This is a genomic window from Mesorhizobium sp. ESP7-2, assembly GCF_020164715.1.
Classification (GTDB): domain Bacteria; phylum Pseudomonadota; class Alphaproteobacteria; order Rhizobiales; family Rhizobiaceae; genus Mesorhizobium.
Genome location: NZ_JAIUGQ010000036.1, coordinates 1 through 16,514 on the forward strand (window position 1 = coordinate 1; position 16,514 = coordinate 16,514).

19 protein-coding genes and 1 tRNA gene are annotated in these 16,514 nt (G+C 61.6%); 12 read left to right on the forward strand and 8 right to left on the reverse strand.

The genetic code is table 11. The annotated features are described in order from the left end of the window. Positions 1-66 precede the first annotated feature (66 nt). From LB543_RS25995 to LB543_RS26010, 4 genes are all read right to left on the reverse strand, one after another. Entirely contained in the window at positions 67-531 is a 465-nt protein-coding gene (locus tag LB543_RS25995) for a T6SS immunity protein Tdi1 domain-containing protein (protein WP_224616197.1), read from the reverse strand. Positions 532-586: 55 nt separating this feature from the next. Continuing rightward, positions 587-1,996, reverse strand: a complete 1,410-nt coding sequence (trmFO, locus tag LB543_RS26000) for a methylenetetrahydrofolate--tRNA-(uracil(54)-C(5))-methyltransferase (FADH(2)-oxidizing) TrmFO (RefSeq protein WP_224616198.1) — start codon at positions 1,994-1,996, stop codon at positions 587-589. Positions 1,997-2,543: 547 nt separating this feature from the next. Continuing rightward, complete coding sequence (locus LB543_RS26005) at positions 2,544-2,684, reverse strand: DUF1127 domain-containing protein (RefSeq protein WP_135904405.1); 141 nt, start codon at positions 2,682-2,684, stop codon at positions 2,544-2,546. A 48-nt stretch (positions 2,685-2,732) separates the two neighbouring features. After that, positions 2,733-2,873: a DUF1127 domain-containing protein gene (locus LB543_RS26010; protein WP_013531315.1), complete on the reverse strand. Its 141-nt coding sequence runs from the start codon at positions 2,871-2,873 to the stop codon at positions 2,733-2,735. 235 nt (positions 2,874-3,108) lie between these two features. Here LB543_RS26010 and LB543_RS26015 point away from each other — a divergent pair, with 235 nt between their 5' ends. The 3 genes from LB543_RS26015 to LB543_RS26025 all read left to right on the forward strand — a co-directional run bounded on the left by LB543_RS26015 (position 3,109) and on the right by LB543_RS26025 (position 5,418). Continuing rightward, positions 3,109-4,227 (forward strand): DUF2157 domain-containing protein, encoded by a 1,119-nt coding sequence (locus LB543_RS26015; protein WP_224616199.1) that lies wholly within the window; start codon positions 3,109-3,111, stop codon positions 4,225-4,227. Then, positions 4,224-4,808 carry a GDYXXLXY domain-containing protein gene (locus LB543_RS26020; protein WP_224590113.1) on the forward strand — a complete coding sequence of 195 codons (585 nt, stop codon included), beginning with the start codon at positions 4,224-4,226 and terminating at the stop codon, positions 4,806-4,808. Before LB543_RS26015 ends, LB543_RS26020 begins: the two co-directional genes overlap by 4 nt. Positions 4,809-5,046: 238 nt before the next feature. Then, on the forward strand, positions 5,047-5,418 hold the full coding sequence (locus LB543_RS26025) for a hypothetical protein (RefSeq protein ID WP_224616200.1): 372 nt from the start codon (positions 5,047-5,049) through the stop codon (positions 5,416-5,418). A gap of 95 nt (positions 5,419-5,513) precedes the next feature. Here LB543_RS26025 and LB543_RS26030 read toward each other — a convergent pair. Continuing rightward, a tRNA-Leu gene (locus LB543_RS26030) sits at positions 5,514-5,596 on the reverse strand. 359 nt (positions 5,597-5,955) lie between these two features. Between LB543_RS26030 and tig the strand changes: the two genes are divergently transcribed. Beyond that, the gene (gene tig / locus LB543_RS26035; protein WP_140761349.1) at positions 5,956-7,431 is read left to right on the forward strand and encodes a trigger factor; all 1,476 of its coding nucleotides are present in this window, start codon (positions 5,956-5,958) and stop codon (positions 7,429-7,431) included. A 175-nt stretch (positions 7,432-7,606) separates the two neighbouring features. Beyond that, complete coding sequence (locus LB543_RS26040; protein WP_411908788.1) at positions 7,607-8,107, forward strand: hypothetical protein; 501 nt, start codon at positions 7,607-7,609, stop codon at positions 8,105-8,107. 72 nt (positions 8,108-8,179) lie between these two features. Here LB543_RS26040 and LB543_RS26045 read toward each other — a convergent pair whose 3' ends face one another. Next, complete coding sequence (locus LB543_RS26045) at positions 8,180-9,535, reverse strand: lactonase family protein (RefSeq protein WP_224616201.1); 1,356 nt, start codon at positions 9,533-9,535, stop codon at positions 8,180-8,182. A 122-nt stretch (positions 9,536-9,657) separates the two neighbouring features. Here LB543_RS26045 and LB543_RS26050 point away from each other — a divergent pair, with 122 nt between their 5' ends. Then, positions 9,658-10,542 carry a LysR family transcriptional regulator gene (locus LB543_RS26050; protein WP_224616202.1) on the forward strand — a complete coding sequence of 295 codons (885 nt, stop codon included), beginning with the start codon at positions 9,658-9,660 and terminating at the stop codon, positions 10,540-10,542. A 160-nt stretch (positions 10,543-10,702) separates the two neighbouring features. On the opposite strand, the gene radC is transcribed toward LB543_RS26050, so the two are convergent. Continuing rightward, complete coding sequence (gene radC / locus LB543_RS26055; RefSeq protein WP_224616203.1) at positions 10,703-11,464, reverse strand: RadC family protein; 762 nt, start codon at positions 11,462-11,464, stop codon at positions 10,703-10,705. A 100-nt stretch (positions 11,465-11,564) separates the two neighbouring features. Between radC and LB543_RS26060 the strand changes: the two genes are divergently transcribed. Further along, positions 11,565-12,044, forward strand: coding sequence for a hypothetical protein (locus tag LB543_RS26060; protein WP_224590117.1), 480 nt, complete (start codon positions 11,565-11,567; stop codon positions 12,042-12,044). A 56-nt stretch (positions 12,045-12,100) separates the two neighbouring features. Here LB543_RS26060 and map read toward each other — a convergent pair whose 3' ends face one another. Then, the gene (map, locus tag LB543_RS26065; RefSeq protein WP_224590349.1) at positions 12,101-12,928 is read right to left on the reverse strand and encodes a type I methionyl aminopeptidase; all 828 of its coding nucleotides are present in this window, start codon (positions 12,926-12,928) and stop codon (positions 12,101-12,103) included. A 402-nt stretch (positions 12,929-13,330) separates the two neighbouring features. On the opposite strand from map, the gene LB543_RS26070 reads away from it, so the two are divergent. The 5 genes from LB543_RS26070 to LB543_RS26090 all read left to right on the forward strand — a co-directional run bounded on the left by LB543_RS26070 (position 13,331) and on the right by LB543_RS26090 (position 16,309). Continuing rightward, positions 13,331-13,627, forward strand: a complete 297-nt coding sequence (locus LB543_RS26070; RefSeq protein ID WP_224616204.1) for a DUF982 domain-containing protein — start codon at positions 13,331-13,333, stop codon at positions 13,625-13,627. A 165-nt stretch (positions 13,628-13,792) separates the two neighbouring features. Next, the gene (locus LB543_RS26075; RefSeq protein WP_224616205.1) at positions 13,793-14,056 is read left to right on the forward strand and encodes a DUF6074 family protein; all 264 of its coding nucleotides are present in this window, start codon (positions 13,793-13,795) and stop codon (positions 14,054-14,056) included. Between the two features lie 174 nt (positions 14,057-14,230). Continuing rightward, complete coding sequence (locus LB543_RS26080) at positions 14,231-15,469, forward strand: pilus assembly protein TadG-related protein (RefSeq protein WP_181178686.1); 1,239 nt, start codon at positions 14,231-14,233, stop codon at positions 15,467-15,469. After that, positions 15,466-15,915 (forward strand): TadE/TadG family type IV pilus assembly protein, encoded by a 450-nt coding sequence (locus tag LB543_RS26085; RefSeq protein WP_224616206.1) that lies wholly within the window; start codon positions 15,466-15,468, stop codon positions 15,913-15,915. The genes LB543_RS26080 and LB543_RS26085 overlap by 4 nt, the downstream gene beginning before the upstream one ends. Beyond that, complete coding sequence (locus tag LB543_RS26090) at positions 15,905-16,309, forward strand: TadE/TadG family type IV pilus assembly protein (RefSeq protein WP_224616207.1); 405 nt, start codon at positions 15,905-15,907, stop codon at positions 16,307-16,309. The genes LB543_RS26085 and LB543_RS26090 overlap by 11 nt, the downstream gene beginning before the upstream one ends. Positions 16,310-16,514: the final 205 nt, after the last annotated feature.

The window sequence follows — 16,514 nt, forward strand, 5'->3', positions numbered from 1 at the left end:
ACCTCCAAAAATCAGCGTTGAATCTGATTTGCGCTTCCTTGGGAATCCCAACCCGTTAAATCGTCACTACGTCCTAGAGCTGTCGGGAATTTCGTTTAGCTGGCGGTGAATGTCAGCCATGCCGATGAATTGTTCGGTAACTGGCACCACGAACATGTTCTCGACCTCGAATTTGCCCTCAGCAAAGACGGGCAAGACGGTGAAGCCGTAGCATTCTCCCACCTTCGGTTTCTTACCCGCGGCGTGAAGGCGTTCCACAAGCGGCGGAAGGAACCACTCGTCAACGAGATCGGGAGAAATCCTAATCATCTCTTCAAAACGCGCCCGATTGTGAGCCACCCGCTCGAGCAAGCCGGTCCCGGTATCGAGCCAGTGAACCTCATTGTTCGGCCGCTCGACAAACATGCCTCCCACCATTGAGCAGACAAGCGGGGTCCAAGGCTCCGGCAAAAGCCAGGACCACGCTCTCGCTGCCGCCTGCGCTATATCCGGCTCAAATTGGAAAGCTATCTCTCGCCACGTGGTGCTCATTGGACCTCCACCTTGAAGGTAGAGCCAGTACGAGACTGTCTGCAATGGGCATGGGCTACTCCGCTGCCTCGGCCCGCGCGGGCAGCCCCAACCATTGCCGGCAATCGGCCCGCGCACGCGACGTGATGGCATGCCTCTTAGCTACGGTCTTGTCCTTGCCGCGCAGCCGCTTGCCTTCGATCTTCGGCGCTTCGGCCGGCGGGAACAGGCCGAAATTGACATTCATCGGCTGGAACGAGCGCTTGCCCGGCTCATCGTCGGAGACGATGTGGCCGCCGGTGATGTGGTTGAGCAGGGCGCCGAACGCCGTGGTGAGCGGCGGCAGCGACGGTGCGTGGCCAAGCCGCTCGGCGGCCGCGAAGCGTCCGGCGAGCAGGCCGATCGCGGCGCTCTCGACATAGCCCTCGCAACCGGTGATCTGGCCGGCAAAGCGCAGGCCCGGCCGCGACTTCAGCTGCAGCGAGCCGTCGAGCAAGGTCGGCGAGTTGATGTAGGTGTTGCGGTGCAGGCCGCCGAGACGGGCGAAGTCGGCGTTTTCGAGGCCCGGAATGGTGCGGAAGATGCGCACCTGCTCGGCATGCTTCAATTTGGTCTGGAAGCCGACCATGTTGTAGAGCGTGCCCAGCGCATTGTCCTGGCGCAGCTGGACGACGGCATAGGCCTTCACCGTCGGGTTGTGCGCATTGGTCAGGCCCATCGGCTTCATCGGTCCGTAGCGCAGCGTCTCGACGCCGCGTTCGGCCATGATCTCGATCGGCAGGCAACCGTCGAAATAGGGCGTGCCTTCCCACTGCTTGAATTCGGTCTTCTGGCCGTCGACCAGGGCCTGCACGAAGGCGAAATATTGCTCCTTGTCCATCGGACAGTTGATGTAGTCCTTGCCGGTGCCGCCAGGCCCGACCTTGTCGTAGCGCGACTGGAACCAGCAGGTGTCCATGTCGATCGTGTCGAAATGGATGATCGGCGCAATGGCATCGAAGAAGGCCAGCGCGTCGGTGCCGGTCGCCTCGGCGATCGATTGGGCAAGGGAGGGCGCGGTCAATGGCCCGGTGGCGATGATCGCCTGATCCCACACCGCCGGTGGTAGGCCGGGAACTTCCTCGCGCTCGATGGTGATCAGCGGATGTGCTTCGAGTTTTTTCGTCACGGCGTCGGAAAAACCGTCGCGGTCGACGGCCAGAGCGCCGCCGGCCGGCACCTGGTTGGCGTCGCCGGCGCTCATGATCAACGAGCCGGCCAGCCGCATTTCGGCATGTAGCAGGCCGACGGCGTTGTTTTCGGCGTCGTCGGAGCGGAAGGAATTGGAACAGACGAGTTCGGCCAGGCCATCGGTCTTGTGGGCGTCGGTGCCGCGAACCGGGCGCATTTCATGCAGGATGACGGGCACGCCGGCCTCGGCCGCCTGCCATGCCGCTTCGGAACCGGCGAGCCCGCCGCCGATGATATGGATAGGATTTTTGCTCATGGCGCCGGAATAATCGCTTGCCGCGGCGATTGCAATTGTCGCGCGCGCGAAACGCCTGGTCGGGAAAGCCTGCCCCTGAAAACAACAACACCCGCCGGGGGAGGAGGTCCGGCGGGTGTCGTTTTGGGGGTCGACCCTCGGGAGGAGGTGAAGGCCGACCATATTCGTCATCGCCGGGGAGGAGGTCGGCTCAGACGAAATTCTTTTCGCATCTTTAAAGAGGGCGAAGCCTCTGGGGCAAAATTCGTTTTGCCCTGGGGAAACAACGCCCGCCGCGGGAGGAGGTGCGGCGGGCGCCGTTTGGGTGGCCAACCCTCGGGAGGAGGTGAAGGTTGAACCTATTCGTCATTGCCGGGGAGGAGGTCGGCTTTGACGAAATCTCTTTTGCTATCTTTTAAAAGGGGCAAAACCCTTTTTGGGGAACAACGCCCGCCGCGGGAGGAGGTGCGGCGGGCGCCGTTTTGGTGGTCAACCCTTGGGAGGAGGTAAGGGCTAACCGTATTCGTCGAGGTCGGGGAGGAGGTCGACCCGGACGAAATTCCGTCGTTTAGATCGCCTTGCGGGCGACGATCTTGATTTCGTCGCGGACGATACCGAGATCATGCAGCTGGCGGTTCGAAAGGCGACCCAGCTCGGTAACCGTCTCGCGATAAACGCGCCAGTTACGATAGTTGCGGATCAGGTTCATTGTCATGCTCTTCTCAAAACTGGTTCGGACCATTCGCGGTCCGAAGAATTAGACCGCCTTGCGAGCGACGTAAGGAATGTCGCTGCGGCTGATGCCGAGGTCGGTCAGTTCACGGTTGCTCAGGCGGCTCAGCTCGGAAACGGTGTCCCGGTAGCGGCGCCAGTTGCGGTAGTTGCGGATCAAGTTCATGGTAGTTCTCGTTTCGTCTTTCTTGCGGATCATTCCGTTTGTGTACGAACCATAAATAGGGGGACCCATATCGATTTAAAAGCGCTATGGCTGCATGGCAGCAATGCAAATTGTGCAATGCAACATTAACGCGGCTTCACGGACCTGACACAAAGAAGCCAGAATCAGAAAGTGCCGTGACGTCAACGGTTTGGCTGCGTCGGCTAAAATGGCGACCGGGTGGGGGAGAGAGGACATGGCGGGGTACTCGACACGGATCAGGGCCGACATCGAGCGATGGCGGCAGGCCGGACTGATCGACGCCTCGACGGCTGATGTGCTGAGGCGCGACGTCGAGGTCAACGCACGCCAGTCGCTCAGCTTCGGCTCGATCCTCGCAATGCTGGCGGCCCTTCTCTTTGGAGCGGCCGTCCTGATCTTCGTCGCTGCCAACTGGGATGCGATCCCGCGCCTGGCGCGGGTGACAGCACTCTTTGCCGTCATTCTCGGCGGCTATGTCGGCGGCGCGTTGCTGAAGACGCGCGACCACGCGGCAATCGGCGAAGCGCTGTGGATCGTGGCGGCGGCCGCGTTCGGCGGCTCGATCGCGCTGATCGGCCAGATGTACCATTTGTCCGGCGACGAGGCTTCGGCGCTGGTCACCTGGGGCGCCGGCACGGCGCTGGCGGCGGTTGCGCTGCGGTCGAACCCGCTGACCGTCGCGGCGGTCGGCATCGCCGTCGCCTGGCTGTTCCTGAAAGGGTTCGACTATTACAGCCGTAGCGACTTTCCGCACGCCTTCGTCGTCATGGCGGTGGTGCTGTTTGCGATTTCGTTCTGGACCCGCAGCCAGCCGGCGCGGCACCTGATCATCCTGTCGCTGCTCTTCTATCTCGTGTTGCTGGCGATGGACCACGAGACGCTGCCGGTGGCGATCCCGCTGGTCATTGTCTCTGTCGTGCTTTTCGCTGCCGCCGTCTTTGCACCGGAACCGGTCGACAGGATCGTGCAACTCGGCGGCCACTTGCCGTTGCACGCATTGCTGGGCTTCCTCACCGGCCTGGCCATCATCCAGTTCGAACTGGCTGACGAAAGCACCTACAACAGCGGCTTCGCCATTGCCTCGGTCGTAGCTCTCGCCGGCATCGTCGCGGCTATCGTGTTCGCAGGGCGTGAGAGCCGGGGGCTGCGCTGGCTCGCCTATCTCGGCTTCGCCTTCGAACTCGCCGTCATCTATGTCGTGACCTTGCAGTCGATGCTCGATACGGCCGGCTTCTTCCTGGCCGCCGCGGTGCTCCTCGGCGCGCTTGCGATCGTCATCATCCGCGTCGAAAAACGCATGAAGGGTCCAGTCACCGCGGGAGCCACGGCATGATGACTGGAAAGAGGCTTGTCATCGCGGCACTCGTGCTGGCGCTCGTCCAGATCGGATTCCTGAGCTGGATCATCGCCGGACGGGCGGCGATCCTGCGCAACGGCAAGGAAGTGCTGTTGAAGATCGAACCGGTCGACCCTCATGATCTCTTGCGCGGCGACTATATCATCCTCGGCTATGACATCTCGCGCATGCCGGTGAAGATGATCGCTAACATTCCCGAGGGCAAATTCTCGAGCGACGACACGCCGATCGTGGTCCGGCTGAAGAAGGGCGCCGATGGGTACTGGACCCCGACCACAGCCTGGTTCGGCAAGGCGCCGGCGCCGGCCGGTGCAGAGGAGGCCGACATTTCGGGCCATGTCGCCGCCGGTTGGGACCTTCGCGGCGAAGGCATGACGATCGCGCCGGATTACGGCATCGAACGCTTCTATCTGCCGGAAGGCGAGGGGCTGGCGATCCAGAACGACATGCGGGCGCGGCCGTTCGGCATCAAGCTGGCGCTCGCCGCCGATGGCACGGCGCAGATCAAGGCGCTGGTGGATGGCGACAAGACGCTGTTCGAGGAGCCGCTTTTCTAGAAGCAGCAGCAACCTGCCAAAGTCGGTTGACCGCTAACAATCGAAGCTGTCGTGACACTCGAAAACCGCGCTCTTGATTTTGCCATCCGTACACATGCCGCCATCAGTGTCGGAAATATACAGGTGAGCCGCCGGAATAGCGAGAATGTTCGCCGCTGGCAGGCTTTGGAGGCTGGGGGTAGCTTATGATAGCTGTTGATTGCCAGGGGCGGTTTGGCTGCAATAGAGGGGGAAACGCTTGAACCGGATTTTGATAATACTCATCGCAGGAATCTGCTTCACATCTTCGACTGCTTCAGCCGGGCAGGAGGAGCAAAACATCAGTTACTTGGCTCGTATGTCAGATGGAAAATTGCATCGGGCCGCGGCAATTTCAGGAAACATCTATGGTGTATTGAAAAGGTGCCCGGCGCTGAGGCCAAGCGAAAGTGGAAAAGCCATGATGGCTGTCTCCATCCTTTTGTATCACGGGCTAGATAGACACTTGGCGCCCAATCAGGCCAAGTTCGAGAGGGCAATCCGCGTGTTTGAAGACGCTTATCGCAAGGCTGTTCAGCGTAAGGTCAATTGCCAGACCGAGAAGGCCAAGGACCCGGACAGTTACCGGTAGATTTTCGCCCCGGGTCAATCCCAAGCGGGAGAAGGACCAGGAGCGCGCCACCAAGATGTATGGGGCAGGTCTGCTTCATCGTTTCACACCGGCAGTGGTGCGGGTAGAGGGACTCGAACCCCCACGATCTCTCGCCAGAACCTAAATCTGGTGCGTCTACCAGTTCCGCCATACCCGCGTGACCCGGCAATCCCATGTAGCCATCATTCTGTCAATGTCGGAGACAACATGTCGGGTCAGGGCCGAAATGTGGTTATTCGCCTAAACGCGAAGACTGTTGAAAATTGGGCTCGCCTGTGACAAAAGGCGTGTCAAATGTGACGGGACGCGACGATCCGCTTCTACAAGATGTGATAAGAAGTAGGAAAAACAAGAACTTATTCACATTTTGGAACGCAGTTTGGGAGAGTTTGAGCCGCATTTCCGGTCAAATCGCCAGGTTCCGTACCAAAAGCCATTCCCGGCAAGAATTACCGGCAGGCTGTAAACGGCAGGGAGCCGTTTGGCAGCCTCATTGGTGAAAACAAAGGTTTTACGATGCAGGTCACCGAAACACTCAATTCCGGTCTCAAGCGCGAGATCAAGATCACCGTGCCGGCCGGTGACATGGAGGCCAAGCTGATGGCGCGGCTGTCGGACGCCCGCAACAAGGTTCGCATCAACGGCTTCCGTCCGGGCAAAGTGCCGGTGCAGCACCTGCGCAAGGTCTATGGCAAGTCGTTCATGGCCGAGGTGGTCAACGAGATCCTCAACGACTCGACCCGTTCGATCATCACCGGGCGCGGCGAAAAGGCCGCCATGCAGCCCGAGGTCATCATGACCGAGGACGAGAAGGAAGCCGAGAAGATCCTGGCCGGCGGCGCCGACTTCGAGTTCCGCCTCAATTATGAGGTCATTCCAGCGATCGAGATCAAGGATTTCTCCGACATCAAGGTGACGCGCCAGGTGTTCGACGTTCCGGATTCGGAAATCGACGACCAGGTCAAGCGCGTCGCCGAATCGGCACGCAGCTACGAGCCGAAGACCGGCAAGGCCGCCGAGGGCGATCGCGTCTCGATCGACTATGTCGGCAAGATCGCCGGCGAGGCTTTCGCTGGCGGCGCCGGCAACGACCAGCCGCTGGTGCTGGGCTCCAAGGAGTTCATTCCGGGTTTCGAGGAACAGCTGATCGGCACCAAGGCCGGCGACGAAAAGCAGGTCACCGTAACCTTCCCGGAAAACTACCAGGCGGCGCATCTGGCCGGCAAGGAAGCGACTTTCGACGTCACCGTCAAGGAAGTGTCGAAGCCCGGCGAACTGGAAATCAACGACGAGACCGCCAAGAACCTTGGCCTGGAATCGCTCGAGCGCCTGCGTGACATCGTGCGCGGCCAGATCGAGAACCAGTTCGGCTCGATGACGCGCCAGAAGGTGAAGCGCCAGTTGCTCGACCAGCTCGATGCCGCCTATTCGTTCGAAGCGCCGTCGAAGCTCGTCGAGGCGGAGTTCAACAACATCTGGGCACAGGTCAACCGTGACCTGGAAGCCGCCGGCCGCACCTTCGCCGACGAAGAAACGACCGAGGAAGAGGCGCGCGCCGAATATATGCGCCTTGCCGAGCGCCGCGTGCGCCTTGGCCTCGTGCTGGCCGAGATCGGCGAGAAGGCGGGCGTCACCGTATCGGACGAGGAACTGCAGCGCGGCCTGTTCGAGCAGGTTCGCCGCTTCCCGGCCAACCAGCAGCAGGAAGCCTTCGAGTTCTACCGCAGCAACCCCGAGGCGCTCAACGCGCTCAGGGCGCCGATGTTCGAGGAGAAGGTCGTCGACCACCTGCTCGAGCAGATCTCGGTCACCGACGTCAAGGTCAGCAAGGAAGAGCTGATGGCCGACGACGAGGAGGCCGAAACCGCGACCAAGGCGAAGCCGGCCAAGAAGGCCACCGCGAAGAAGGCTGACGACAAGAAAGCCGACGACGCGGAAGAGCCGAAGAAGAAGGCCGCACCGAAGAAGAAGGCGGCCAAGGACGCCGAATAGACCGGACGTTCCAACGGATTTCGAAAGGCCGCCTCCGGGCGGCCTTTTTCGTTGCGAAACTGCAACATCGGATTCGTTCTTGATGGGCACCGGTGGCGGTACGAAGCCTTGATCATTATCTGGTTGGTTGGAAGACCAGAGGTAATTGGTGATGTCGTTGCGGGTGTTCGTGGAAATGAGGCGCGCTGCCGCCACGGTGCTTTTCCTTGCCTTGGCCCGCGGCGCTGCCGGGGCCGGCACGGACAATTGGCGTTTCGCCACCGGCAATGACGGCCTCGTCACCGCGTCGGTCTATGCCACCAACAAGCTGATCACCGGGGGCGGCGCGCTGAGCTACAGCCCGTTGCTGACTATTGCCTGCCGTGCGGACGGCGAGCCGGCCTGGACCGAATGGCTGCAATTGAACGACGCGGTCTCCGCCAGCCGACGAATCACCATGTCGGTCACGATCGACAGGGACAGCAAATTCGAAGAGAGCTGGTCCGTCGGTACACGCGGCAGGCTGTTGATGCGCGACGGCGCCGACGGCATCAAGCGCCTCGTTCCGGCAAACCGCCTGCTGCTATCGTGGCGCTTCGGACTGCTGTCCGGGCGCGGTCAGGCCGATTTCGACCTGGCCGGCTTCGGTGAGGCGGTCAGCCAGATTGCAGGCAGTTGCAAGACCGATCCGCCGTGATTGCGAAAAGGGGCAGCCTTTTAGGCTATCGCCACCGGAAGATTGATCCGAAAAATTCCTTCGCGCTTGCCCCTACCGTACCAGATCGACATGATGGACGCCTTGGGGCAAAGGGATGCGCCCGATTTGCTTTAGTGCCGGCCGGTCGCCCTTGATGACGCGAAAAACCGCAAGACCGGCGCCGGCTTCGTCATCCGCACCTTCATGACCCTGAAAAACAGTTGCCAAGAAGTGATCGCCAGTCAGGTCAAAGGCACCGCCCTCAGGCAGCACGCCCTCGAAAGGGTAGTCGCCGATCTTCACGAGCGCGCCGGTGTCCGGATCGAAAGTCAGCAGTGTCACGCTGGCTTCGCGCTGAAACCGGCCGGTTTCCGGCGGTAGCGAAGTGCCTCGCATATTGACGGTGGCGACAAGACGGCCATCGGGACTAATGGCGATCCCTTCGGCGTTGAGACCGGATTCTGTCACACCGATGGTCTCGTGGCGCGCCGTCTCGCCGGTCGTCGTCAAAACCGCCAGCCGCACGACACTGATGGTGGATGGAGCTGTCGGAATCCGCCCAGCGAGGTCAGTCGCCGCGAAATTCCGGCCCCAGTTGGATGTCAGGTAGTAACGGCCGTCCGGCGTGAAACGCCCGACGAAGGGATCGGCGCCTACCTCGGCAATGTTGCCCCAGAGCCGCAAAACAGGCGTACCGGCGTCTTGGGCAACCTCGAAGAAGGCGACCCTATTCTGGGTGTTGATATTGACCGCGAGGAAACGACCGCTCGGATGCCAGTGGACATTGGTCGCTGTCACGCCGCCCCTCGGGGTGGATGCAGAGCCGGAGACGCCGAGCTCGGCCAGGTTGAAGCGGGCGACAGCTCCAAAGCGGCCATCCGTGTAATCGACGATCTGGACGAAGTTCCCCTCGGGGGTGTTCGACACGACAGCGACACGACGGCCGTCTGGGCTCGCGGACAAGCCTTCGGGAAACGCCGCGATCTCGACCGTGTCAGCAAGACGGGGAGCGGCGCTATCGGAAAGATCGACCGCGAAGAGCCGGCGTCCCGGCGGCAGATCCTGCACGGTTCTACCGCCCTCCGGTCGTTCACCGAGTCGCTCGGCGACGAAAGCGGCCCGGCCGTCTTTCGTGACGTGAAGGATCTCCGGTGCGGCTGTAACGGAGTTGGATATCGGCAAAGAGCCCACAATGACTCTGCCATCGACGATGGAAAGCACCGTCAGAAGGTCGCGATAGCCGGAAGCCGGGGGTGGGAGTTGGCCTGTTGCGTAGGTCTGGGCGAGGAAGTCGCCATCGGAAATAGCGACGATCCGGCTGGTCGACAAGGCGCGGATGAAATCCGGAATTTGCGCTGAAGCGGCAAGGGGCATGCCCGCGCTGACTGAGATGATGAGCGACACTAATCTGACGATTGATGCGATCATGGTCTGTCTCCTTTCAACGGGCGCCGCAAGGCCCTTGTGCTTCTTAAGCTTATCTTGGATGGTGATTGGCCTCCAATCGGAATACTATTATCTGTGATAGGTATTTTGCATCAGGAGAGGCCTTGGATATTCGCACGCTCGCCTGCTTCATCGCTGTAGCCGAAGACCTTCATTTCCGGCGGGCGGCAGAGCGGATGAACCTTACCCAGCCCTCTCTCAGTCAGCGCATCCGTGGATTGGAGGTGGAAGTCGGAGCCGACCTCTTCGAACGCGACCGTCGCGGCGTGGCATTGACGCCGGCCGGGGCGGCTTTCCTCGATCCGGCTCGCAAGGCTGTGCAGAATGCGGCCATCGCGAAGGCACAGGCTTTGCGGGCGGTCCGTGGCGAGGTCGGACACTTGCGGCTCGGCTTCACCGTGATCGCCTTCTACGGTGTCTTGCCCGAGGCCGTGCGGGAGTTCCGTGTCCGCTATCCGAATGTCGAGGTGGACCTCATCGAAATGAACTCACCATCGCTGGAAGCCGCCTTGTCGGCCGGCGAGATCGATCTGGGCGTCCTCCATCCGCCGCTTTCCGCGCCGGACCTCGTCGTTCTCGATTTGCCCGACGAAGCTCTTTTCCTGGCGCTGCCGGCTACACACCGGCTTGCCGGCCAACCGGCGATCAGGATCGCCGATCTGGAGGGGGAGCCATTCCTGCTAGCGCCGCGCAGCATCGGCCCCAGCATCTACGACCGCGTCATTGCCCTGTTCCAAGCCGAGGGCATTAGTCCGAGAATCGTCCAGGAGGTGACACCCATGACGACGCTGACAGGGCTGGTGGCCGCCGGTGCGGGTCTTGGTTTCGTGACCGCGGGCATCGCGAAGGTGGCGCGGCCCGGCGTGACGTTCCGCCCGGTTGTCCCGGATCCACCCTCCTTGCCATTGGCTGCGGCCTGGCGCGGACCCGCATTGCCTGCCAGTGGCCAGCTATTTCTGGATATCGTGACGGAGTTTTCAAAACGCTGATCAACGGAGCATGATCAAAAGCATGTCCCGTTGAATGGGAAGAGCCCGTTAATTGTTACCGGAGGTGCTCACCATCGACAAACTGCTCACCAACTTCATGGGCTTCGTCAAACTCGCCGCTATCGCTATCTGGCTCAAATAGCTAAATCGTTACCACGGCCTAGATCAGCAACAACCCCTTCATGCTGGAATAGCCCTTTCGCCCGATGATGATGTGGTCGTGCACGGAAATACCCAGCCGCTTGGCTGCTTCGATGATCTCTTTCGTCATCTCGATATCGGCGCGCGATGGCGTCGGGTCGCCGGAGGGGTGGTTGTGGACCAGGATGATCGCGGTGGCCGACAGTTCGAGCGCGCGCTTGACCACTTCTCGGGGATAGACGGGCGTGTGGTCGACCGTGCCTGTCTGCTGCACTTCATCTGATATCAGCGCGTTCTTCTTGTCGAGGAACAGGATGCGGAACTGCTCGCGCGCCTCGAACGCCATGGCCGAGCGGCAATAGTCGAGAAGCTGTTGCCATGAGGCCAGCACTTCGCGGCCATGGACCTCGCCGCGCGCCATGCGCTGGGCGGTCGCCGCGACGACTTTCAGCTCGAGCGCTACGGTCGGTCCGATGCCCTTGACCTCCCGCAACAGGCCGACGGGCGCTCCAAGCACTTCGGCGAAGGTGCCGAAGCGGGCCAGCAGCGCCTTGGCGACCGGCTTGGTGTCGGCGCGCGGGATCAGGCGGAAGAGCAGGAGTTCCAGAAGTTCATAGTCCGGCAAGGCATCTGGACCGGCCGAGGCAAAGCGCTCGCGCAGACGATCGCGATGGCCGAGATAATGCGGCTTTTCATCGATTGCCGCCTTGGCTCTCGCCGCCGGCCGCACCGGCACCTCGGAGAAAAAACTCCGCTCGTCATCGTCGCCTTGTGTCGCCATGTGCCGCCCGTATCCAGCCCGCAGCTGGCAATGATCGCTGATCCCCGCGAAATACTAGGACGGCGGGTAAGGGCGGTCGAGGTCTTTTCGGCGGCAAGGAATGAGCGGCTCCGCCTTTCGCGCAATGTTGCGGCAATGGGAGTGGCGCAAGTTCGCGGTGTCGTCGTTGATGACGCCACATTCGGAGACAACCAAGATGCCCAGGCTCATTCGTATCCTGCTGTCAGCCGGGCTGCTTTTGAGCTTCAGTCCCGCAATGGCTGCCCCGGTGATCGATGCCGTATCCGCCGGTAGCCGTCCTGGTCGGAACCTGCCGATCCATTTGATCCGATATGATGATCCCTGCACGGACGGCCGTTACAGCGACGGGAGGCCGCATAACTGCCGGGAGCTCCTGCGCATGCTGGATCGGCGGGAGCGTTATCGGGAGCGTCACGACTATTACCCGCGCGAACGCTATGATCCCTGCACCGATGGCAGGGTCAGCGATGGCCGTCCGCGCAGTTGCCGGGAAATAATGCGGTGGTTCCGAGACCAGGACGAGGACGAAGACTGGCGGCCACGCAAACGCTGGAAATAGGCCGCTATTGACCGAGCGGACTCAGGCAATAGAGGCCAAGACCTCGCTGCGGCCTGCTAAGCCGGCAAGCCGGGACGGTCGAGCTTTTTGGGCGACAGCGTGAAAATCTCGCAGCCGGCGTCGGTCACGCCGATCGTGTGCTCATATTGCGCCGACAGCGAGCGGTCACGTGTCACCGCCGTCCAGCCATCCGACAGGACCTTCACATGCGGCCGGCCGAGGTTGATCATCGGCTCGATGGTGAAGATCATGCCGGGGCGCATTTCCACTCCTTCATTGGCATTGCCGTAGTGCAGGATGTTGGGTGCGTCGTGGAAGAGCTGGCCGACGCCGTGGCCGCAGAAATCGCGCACCACCGAGCAGCGCTCGGCTTCGGCGTAAGTCTGGATGGCAGCGCCGATGGCACCGGTACGCGCTCCTGGCCTGACGGCGGCGATGCCGCGCATCAGGCATTCGTGGGTGACCTCGAGCAGGCGTTCGGCAGCCCGCTTGATCGTGCCGACCGGATACATGCGCGAGGAATCGCCGTGCCAGCCATCGAGGATGTAGGTCACGTCGATGTTGACGATATCGCCATCCTTCAGCGGCTTGTTGTCGGGAATGCCATGACAGACGACATGGTTGATCGAGGTGCAGGACGATTTCGTGTAACCGCGATAGTTGAGCGTGGCCGGCAGTGCGCCGTGGTCCATGCCGAACTCGAAGACGAAACGATCGATGGTGTCGGTGGTGACCCCGGGTCCGACCATCGGCGCCAGTTCGTCCAGGCAGCGCGCGGTGAGGTCGCATGCCTTGCGCATGCCGGCAAAGCCTTCCTCGCCATAGAGGCGGATCTGGCCGGTGTTTCTGAGCGGTGCCGTGGCGGCGTCGAGATAGGTGACCATTTTGTCCGTATAGAAGGTGGCGCGCCGCAGGAGTGCAGGCGCGAAGATGCCACCAGATTTGGCACTTGGGGGCGAAAGGTTCAAGGACGAACTGCCTGATGCGGCCCGAGCCGCCCGGATTTTCGCTCGCCGAGGCGATCCTGGACCGCACGTTGATCCCCATTCCAAACTATTTCGCGTCGCGACCCGTGCGGCGGTCGAGGGCCGCGCATTGGTGGCGCGGCGCATCGTTTTTCGGATCAATCCAATGCAACCGGGTGCGCCGGCAGGCCTTGCCTTCGCCAACTGCGGCAGAGGCGGCAGCTTTCCGCAGTGACGACACATTTCCGCGGCACAAAGCGGACAAAGCAACTTTTGACGACGAGCGGCGTTGCTTGGGCGATGCCGGTCGGGAGATGTCGGATGGACAGATTGCAATTCGAGGTGCCGGTGCGCATCGCACCAGGCCCAGGCTTGCCCGTCGAGGAAATCTACAGCGTCGAACAGGCGCTCGATTTTCTGCAGGACTGGCCGGCACGCCGGCAGGGACCGGTGTACCAGAAAGCATTCAATGCCTGTTTTGGCGCGACCGTGGATGTGGTCAAGACCGAAGACGCCTGCCGGGCGTTCATGGCGTTCTGCCGCGTCACCGGAGTGATGGCCGGCGACATGATGGCGCCGCGCAAGCGCGGCGGCGAGGCGAGAGCACTGCAGGCCTGAAGGCCGCTTCGAATGGGGTGAACCCGTTCAGCTTCGAGTGCGCCTGACAATTCGCATGCGGTGATGCATCAGCCGGCGCCGTTAAGCTTCCGTTTCCACCTTCGCGGTTAGCCATTGCTTGTTCGGCAATGGTTGATTCGTTGCGTCAGTTTGATGGTTCGGAAGATGTCCCCAGAAAAAGTCCGTGCGTTCCCGATCGATCGTCAGCTGTTCCTGGTCAGGGAAGTTGCCGCCAAGCTCGGCAATCTGCATGGTGAGACCGCCACCTCGTTCTGGAAGGCAAAAGCGGCTGAGCTGCTCGATCTCGTTGTCGGGAGGGGCAGGGACAGAATGGCAGCCAGCGACGAAGTCCGCAGGTTCTTCCTTGCCGTGCAGCGCGAGCTTTTGGCTGCCCCGACGGTCGAGGCGACGCCAAGCCTGTCCGCCTGAAAAAAACTATTGTCAGCCGGCTATGCGCTCCTACGGGGCCTTTGGTTGCCGCGGTCCAATCGGCCGCGATGATGCCTGCCTGTCGGCCTTGTCGAGGCGATTGTACATCCTCACCAAAAATCGACCGAACTTTTTAGCCGTTCCTTCATACATGCGTGCTTACTAATTTATGCTATGGGCTTCAACTGCTTCACCCGGATTCGGCACCTAGCGGACGGCATCCGCCGGGGTAGGAACGCGAATGTCGCCACGATCTTCGCCCTAGCCTTGCCGATCGTCGTCGGTGCGGCGGGTTTCGGCGTCGAGACCTCCTACTGGTATTACAGCAGCCTAAAACTGCAGGCGACGGCCGACGCGGCCGCCTATGCCGGTGCGCTGGAAAAGCTCGCGGGGTCCGACACGGCATCGATCACGGCGGCCGCGACCCAGTCGGCGACCGACAACGGCCTCGGGAACGGCACCATCGTCGTCAACACGCCGCCGACGTCCGGGCCGAATGCCGCCAAAAAGGCGGTCGAGGTGATCCTCGACCAGAATCTCGACCGGATGTTCACCTCCGTCTTCACGCAGGGCAAGGTGCCGGAGCGGGCGAGGGCGGTGGCGCTCATCACCAACGCCTCGAAGGCCTGCATGACCGCGCTCGATCCGACCGCCTCGCAGGCTGTATTGTTTTCCGGCAATACCAGCGTGAAGGTCACTGGTTGCGTGGTGACGTCCAATTCGATCGCCCCGGACGCCATCCGGCTTCAGGGCTCGGCGGCCCTCCAGGTCGATTGCCTGATATCGGCGGGCGGCGTCGTGCTGAACAATCCGGTGACGACGGTCTGCAACTCTCCGATCACCCAGGCCTTGCCCGTATCCGATCCGTTCGCCAGCGTGCCAGCGCCCGCCGCCAGCAACCCATGCCAGAATCTCAAAGGCAATAAGACAACGCAAACAATCCAGCCCGGGACTTATTGCAGTGGCATGGACCTCTCCGGCAATGTCACGCTTTCGCCCGGCGTCTATGTCGTGCAGGGCAATTTGAAAATCAACGCGGGCGCGGTCATCCAGGGCGACGGCGTAACCATCTTCATGGCCGGCAGCAGCACTGTCAGCATGAACGGAAACGCCAACGTGACGCTCAGCGCGCCGCAGTCGGGCACCTATTCCGGCATGCTGTTCTACGGCGACAGGACAGGCGCGGCTGCGCAGAGCACCTTCAACGGTACGGCAACATCCTTGCTGACCGGCGCCATCTATTTCCCCAAGCAGCAGGTCAACTACCTCGGCAACTTCTCAGGCAAGAATGGCTGCACGCAGATTGTGGCCGACACTATCCAGTGGTCCGGCAATTCCACGATCAACCAGGACTGCTCGAGTCTGGGAATGAAGGACATTCCCGCGGCGGCGTCGGTCGCGATTGTCGAATGAAGCGCGGGGCCTATCGATTGACCTCAGCCATCCGCGAAGACGCGGGCGGTGCCGCGGTTGAGTTCGCGATGGTCTTGCCCATCCTGTGCCTGGTACTGCTCGGCATCGCCGACGGCTGGTCATACGTCACGAGTTCGCTGTCGATGCGCGCCGGCGTGAAGACGGCAGCGAACATGGTCTTGGCGGGCTCCGCCGACGACAGCGCGACGCGGGCCGCGGCACTGGCGAACTGGGAGAGGATGCCGGAGGACGGTCAGGTCACGCTGAGTCGGATCTACAAATGCGGGACGACCGTGGTCGTCGCTTCGACCTTGTGCAGCGGGCCGAAGGCACCGTCGGTCTTTGTCCAGATCGACGCATCGGCGACGTGGACTCCGCCCTTCACCTTCGGCGTCTTTTCCGCCCCCAGCGCGATCGGCCAGCAGGAGCTGATCCGTGTTCGGTAATGCGGGAGGCTTCAGGGCCGATCGATCGGGCGGAGCCGCGCTCGAATTCGCGCTGATCGCACCGTTCCTTATCATGCTGCTATTCGGAATCTTCGCCTTCGGCTGGTCGATGAATTCGGCTTCCAGCGTTCGTTACACGCTGGAGGCGTCCGCACGGTCCCTGCAGCTTAACAACACGCTGACCCAGGCCGACATCCAGGCGATCGCGACCCAGAAACTGCTTGCGCTGGGTCTGAAGGATGTGAACGTCACGATCGCCACCGACCCAGCGAGCGGCGGCTTTCGCATGGCGCACCTCACCGCCACCTATGCCTTCGTCATAGACTTCCCTTATTTCAACGCCTTTCCCATCAATTACGCGACGACCGTTACCGTGCCGCTGGTCGGCAGTTAGACACCTAGTCTGCCAGACCGCGAAGCTGTTGGCCTCAAGGCCGCGGTCAGGCTGCATGAGTTCCCCTCGTCGACGGGCATTCAATTCAAATCTGGCAAAGGCGTCCTGGGCCGGCTCTTTTCCGCAGCGTGACAGCCTCTTTCCACGATGGGTGTTGTCGAAATTTTTACCCAAGACATCAAGAATCTCTAAACTTCTGCCCGTT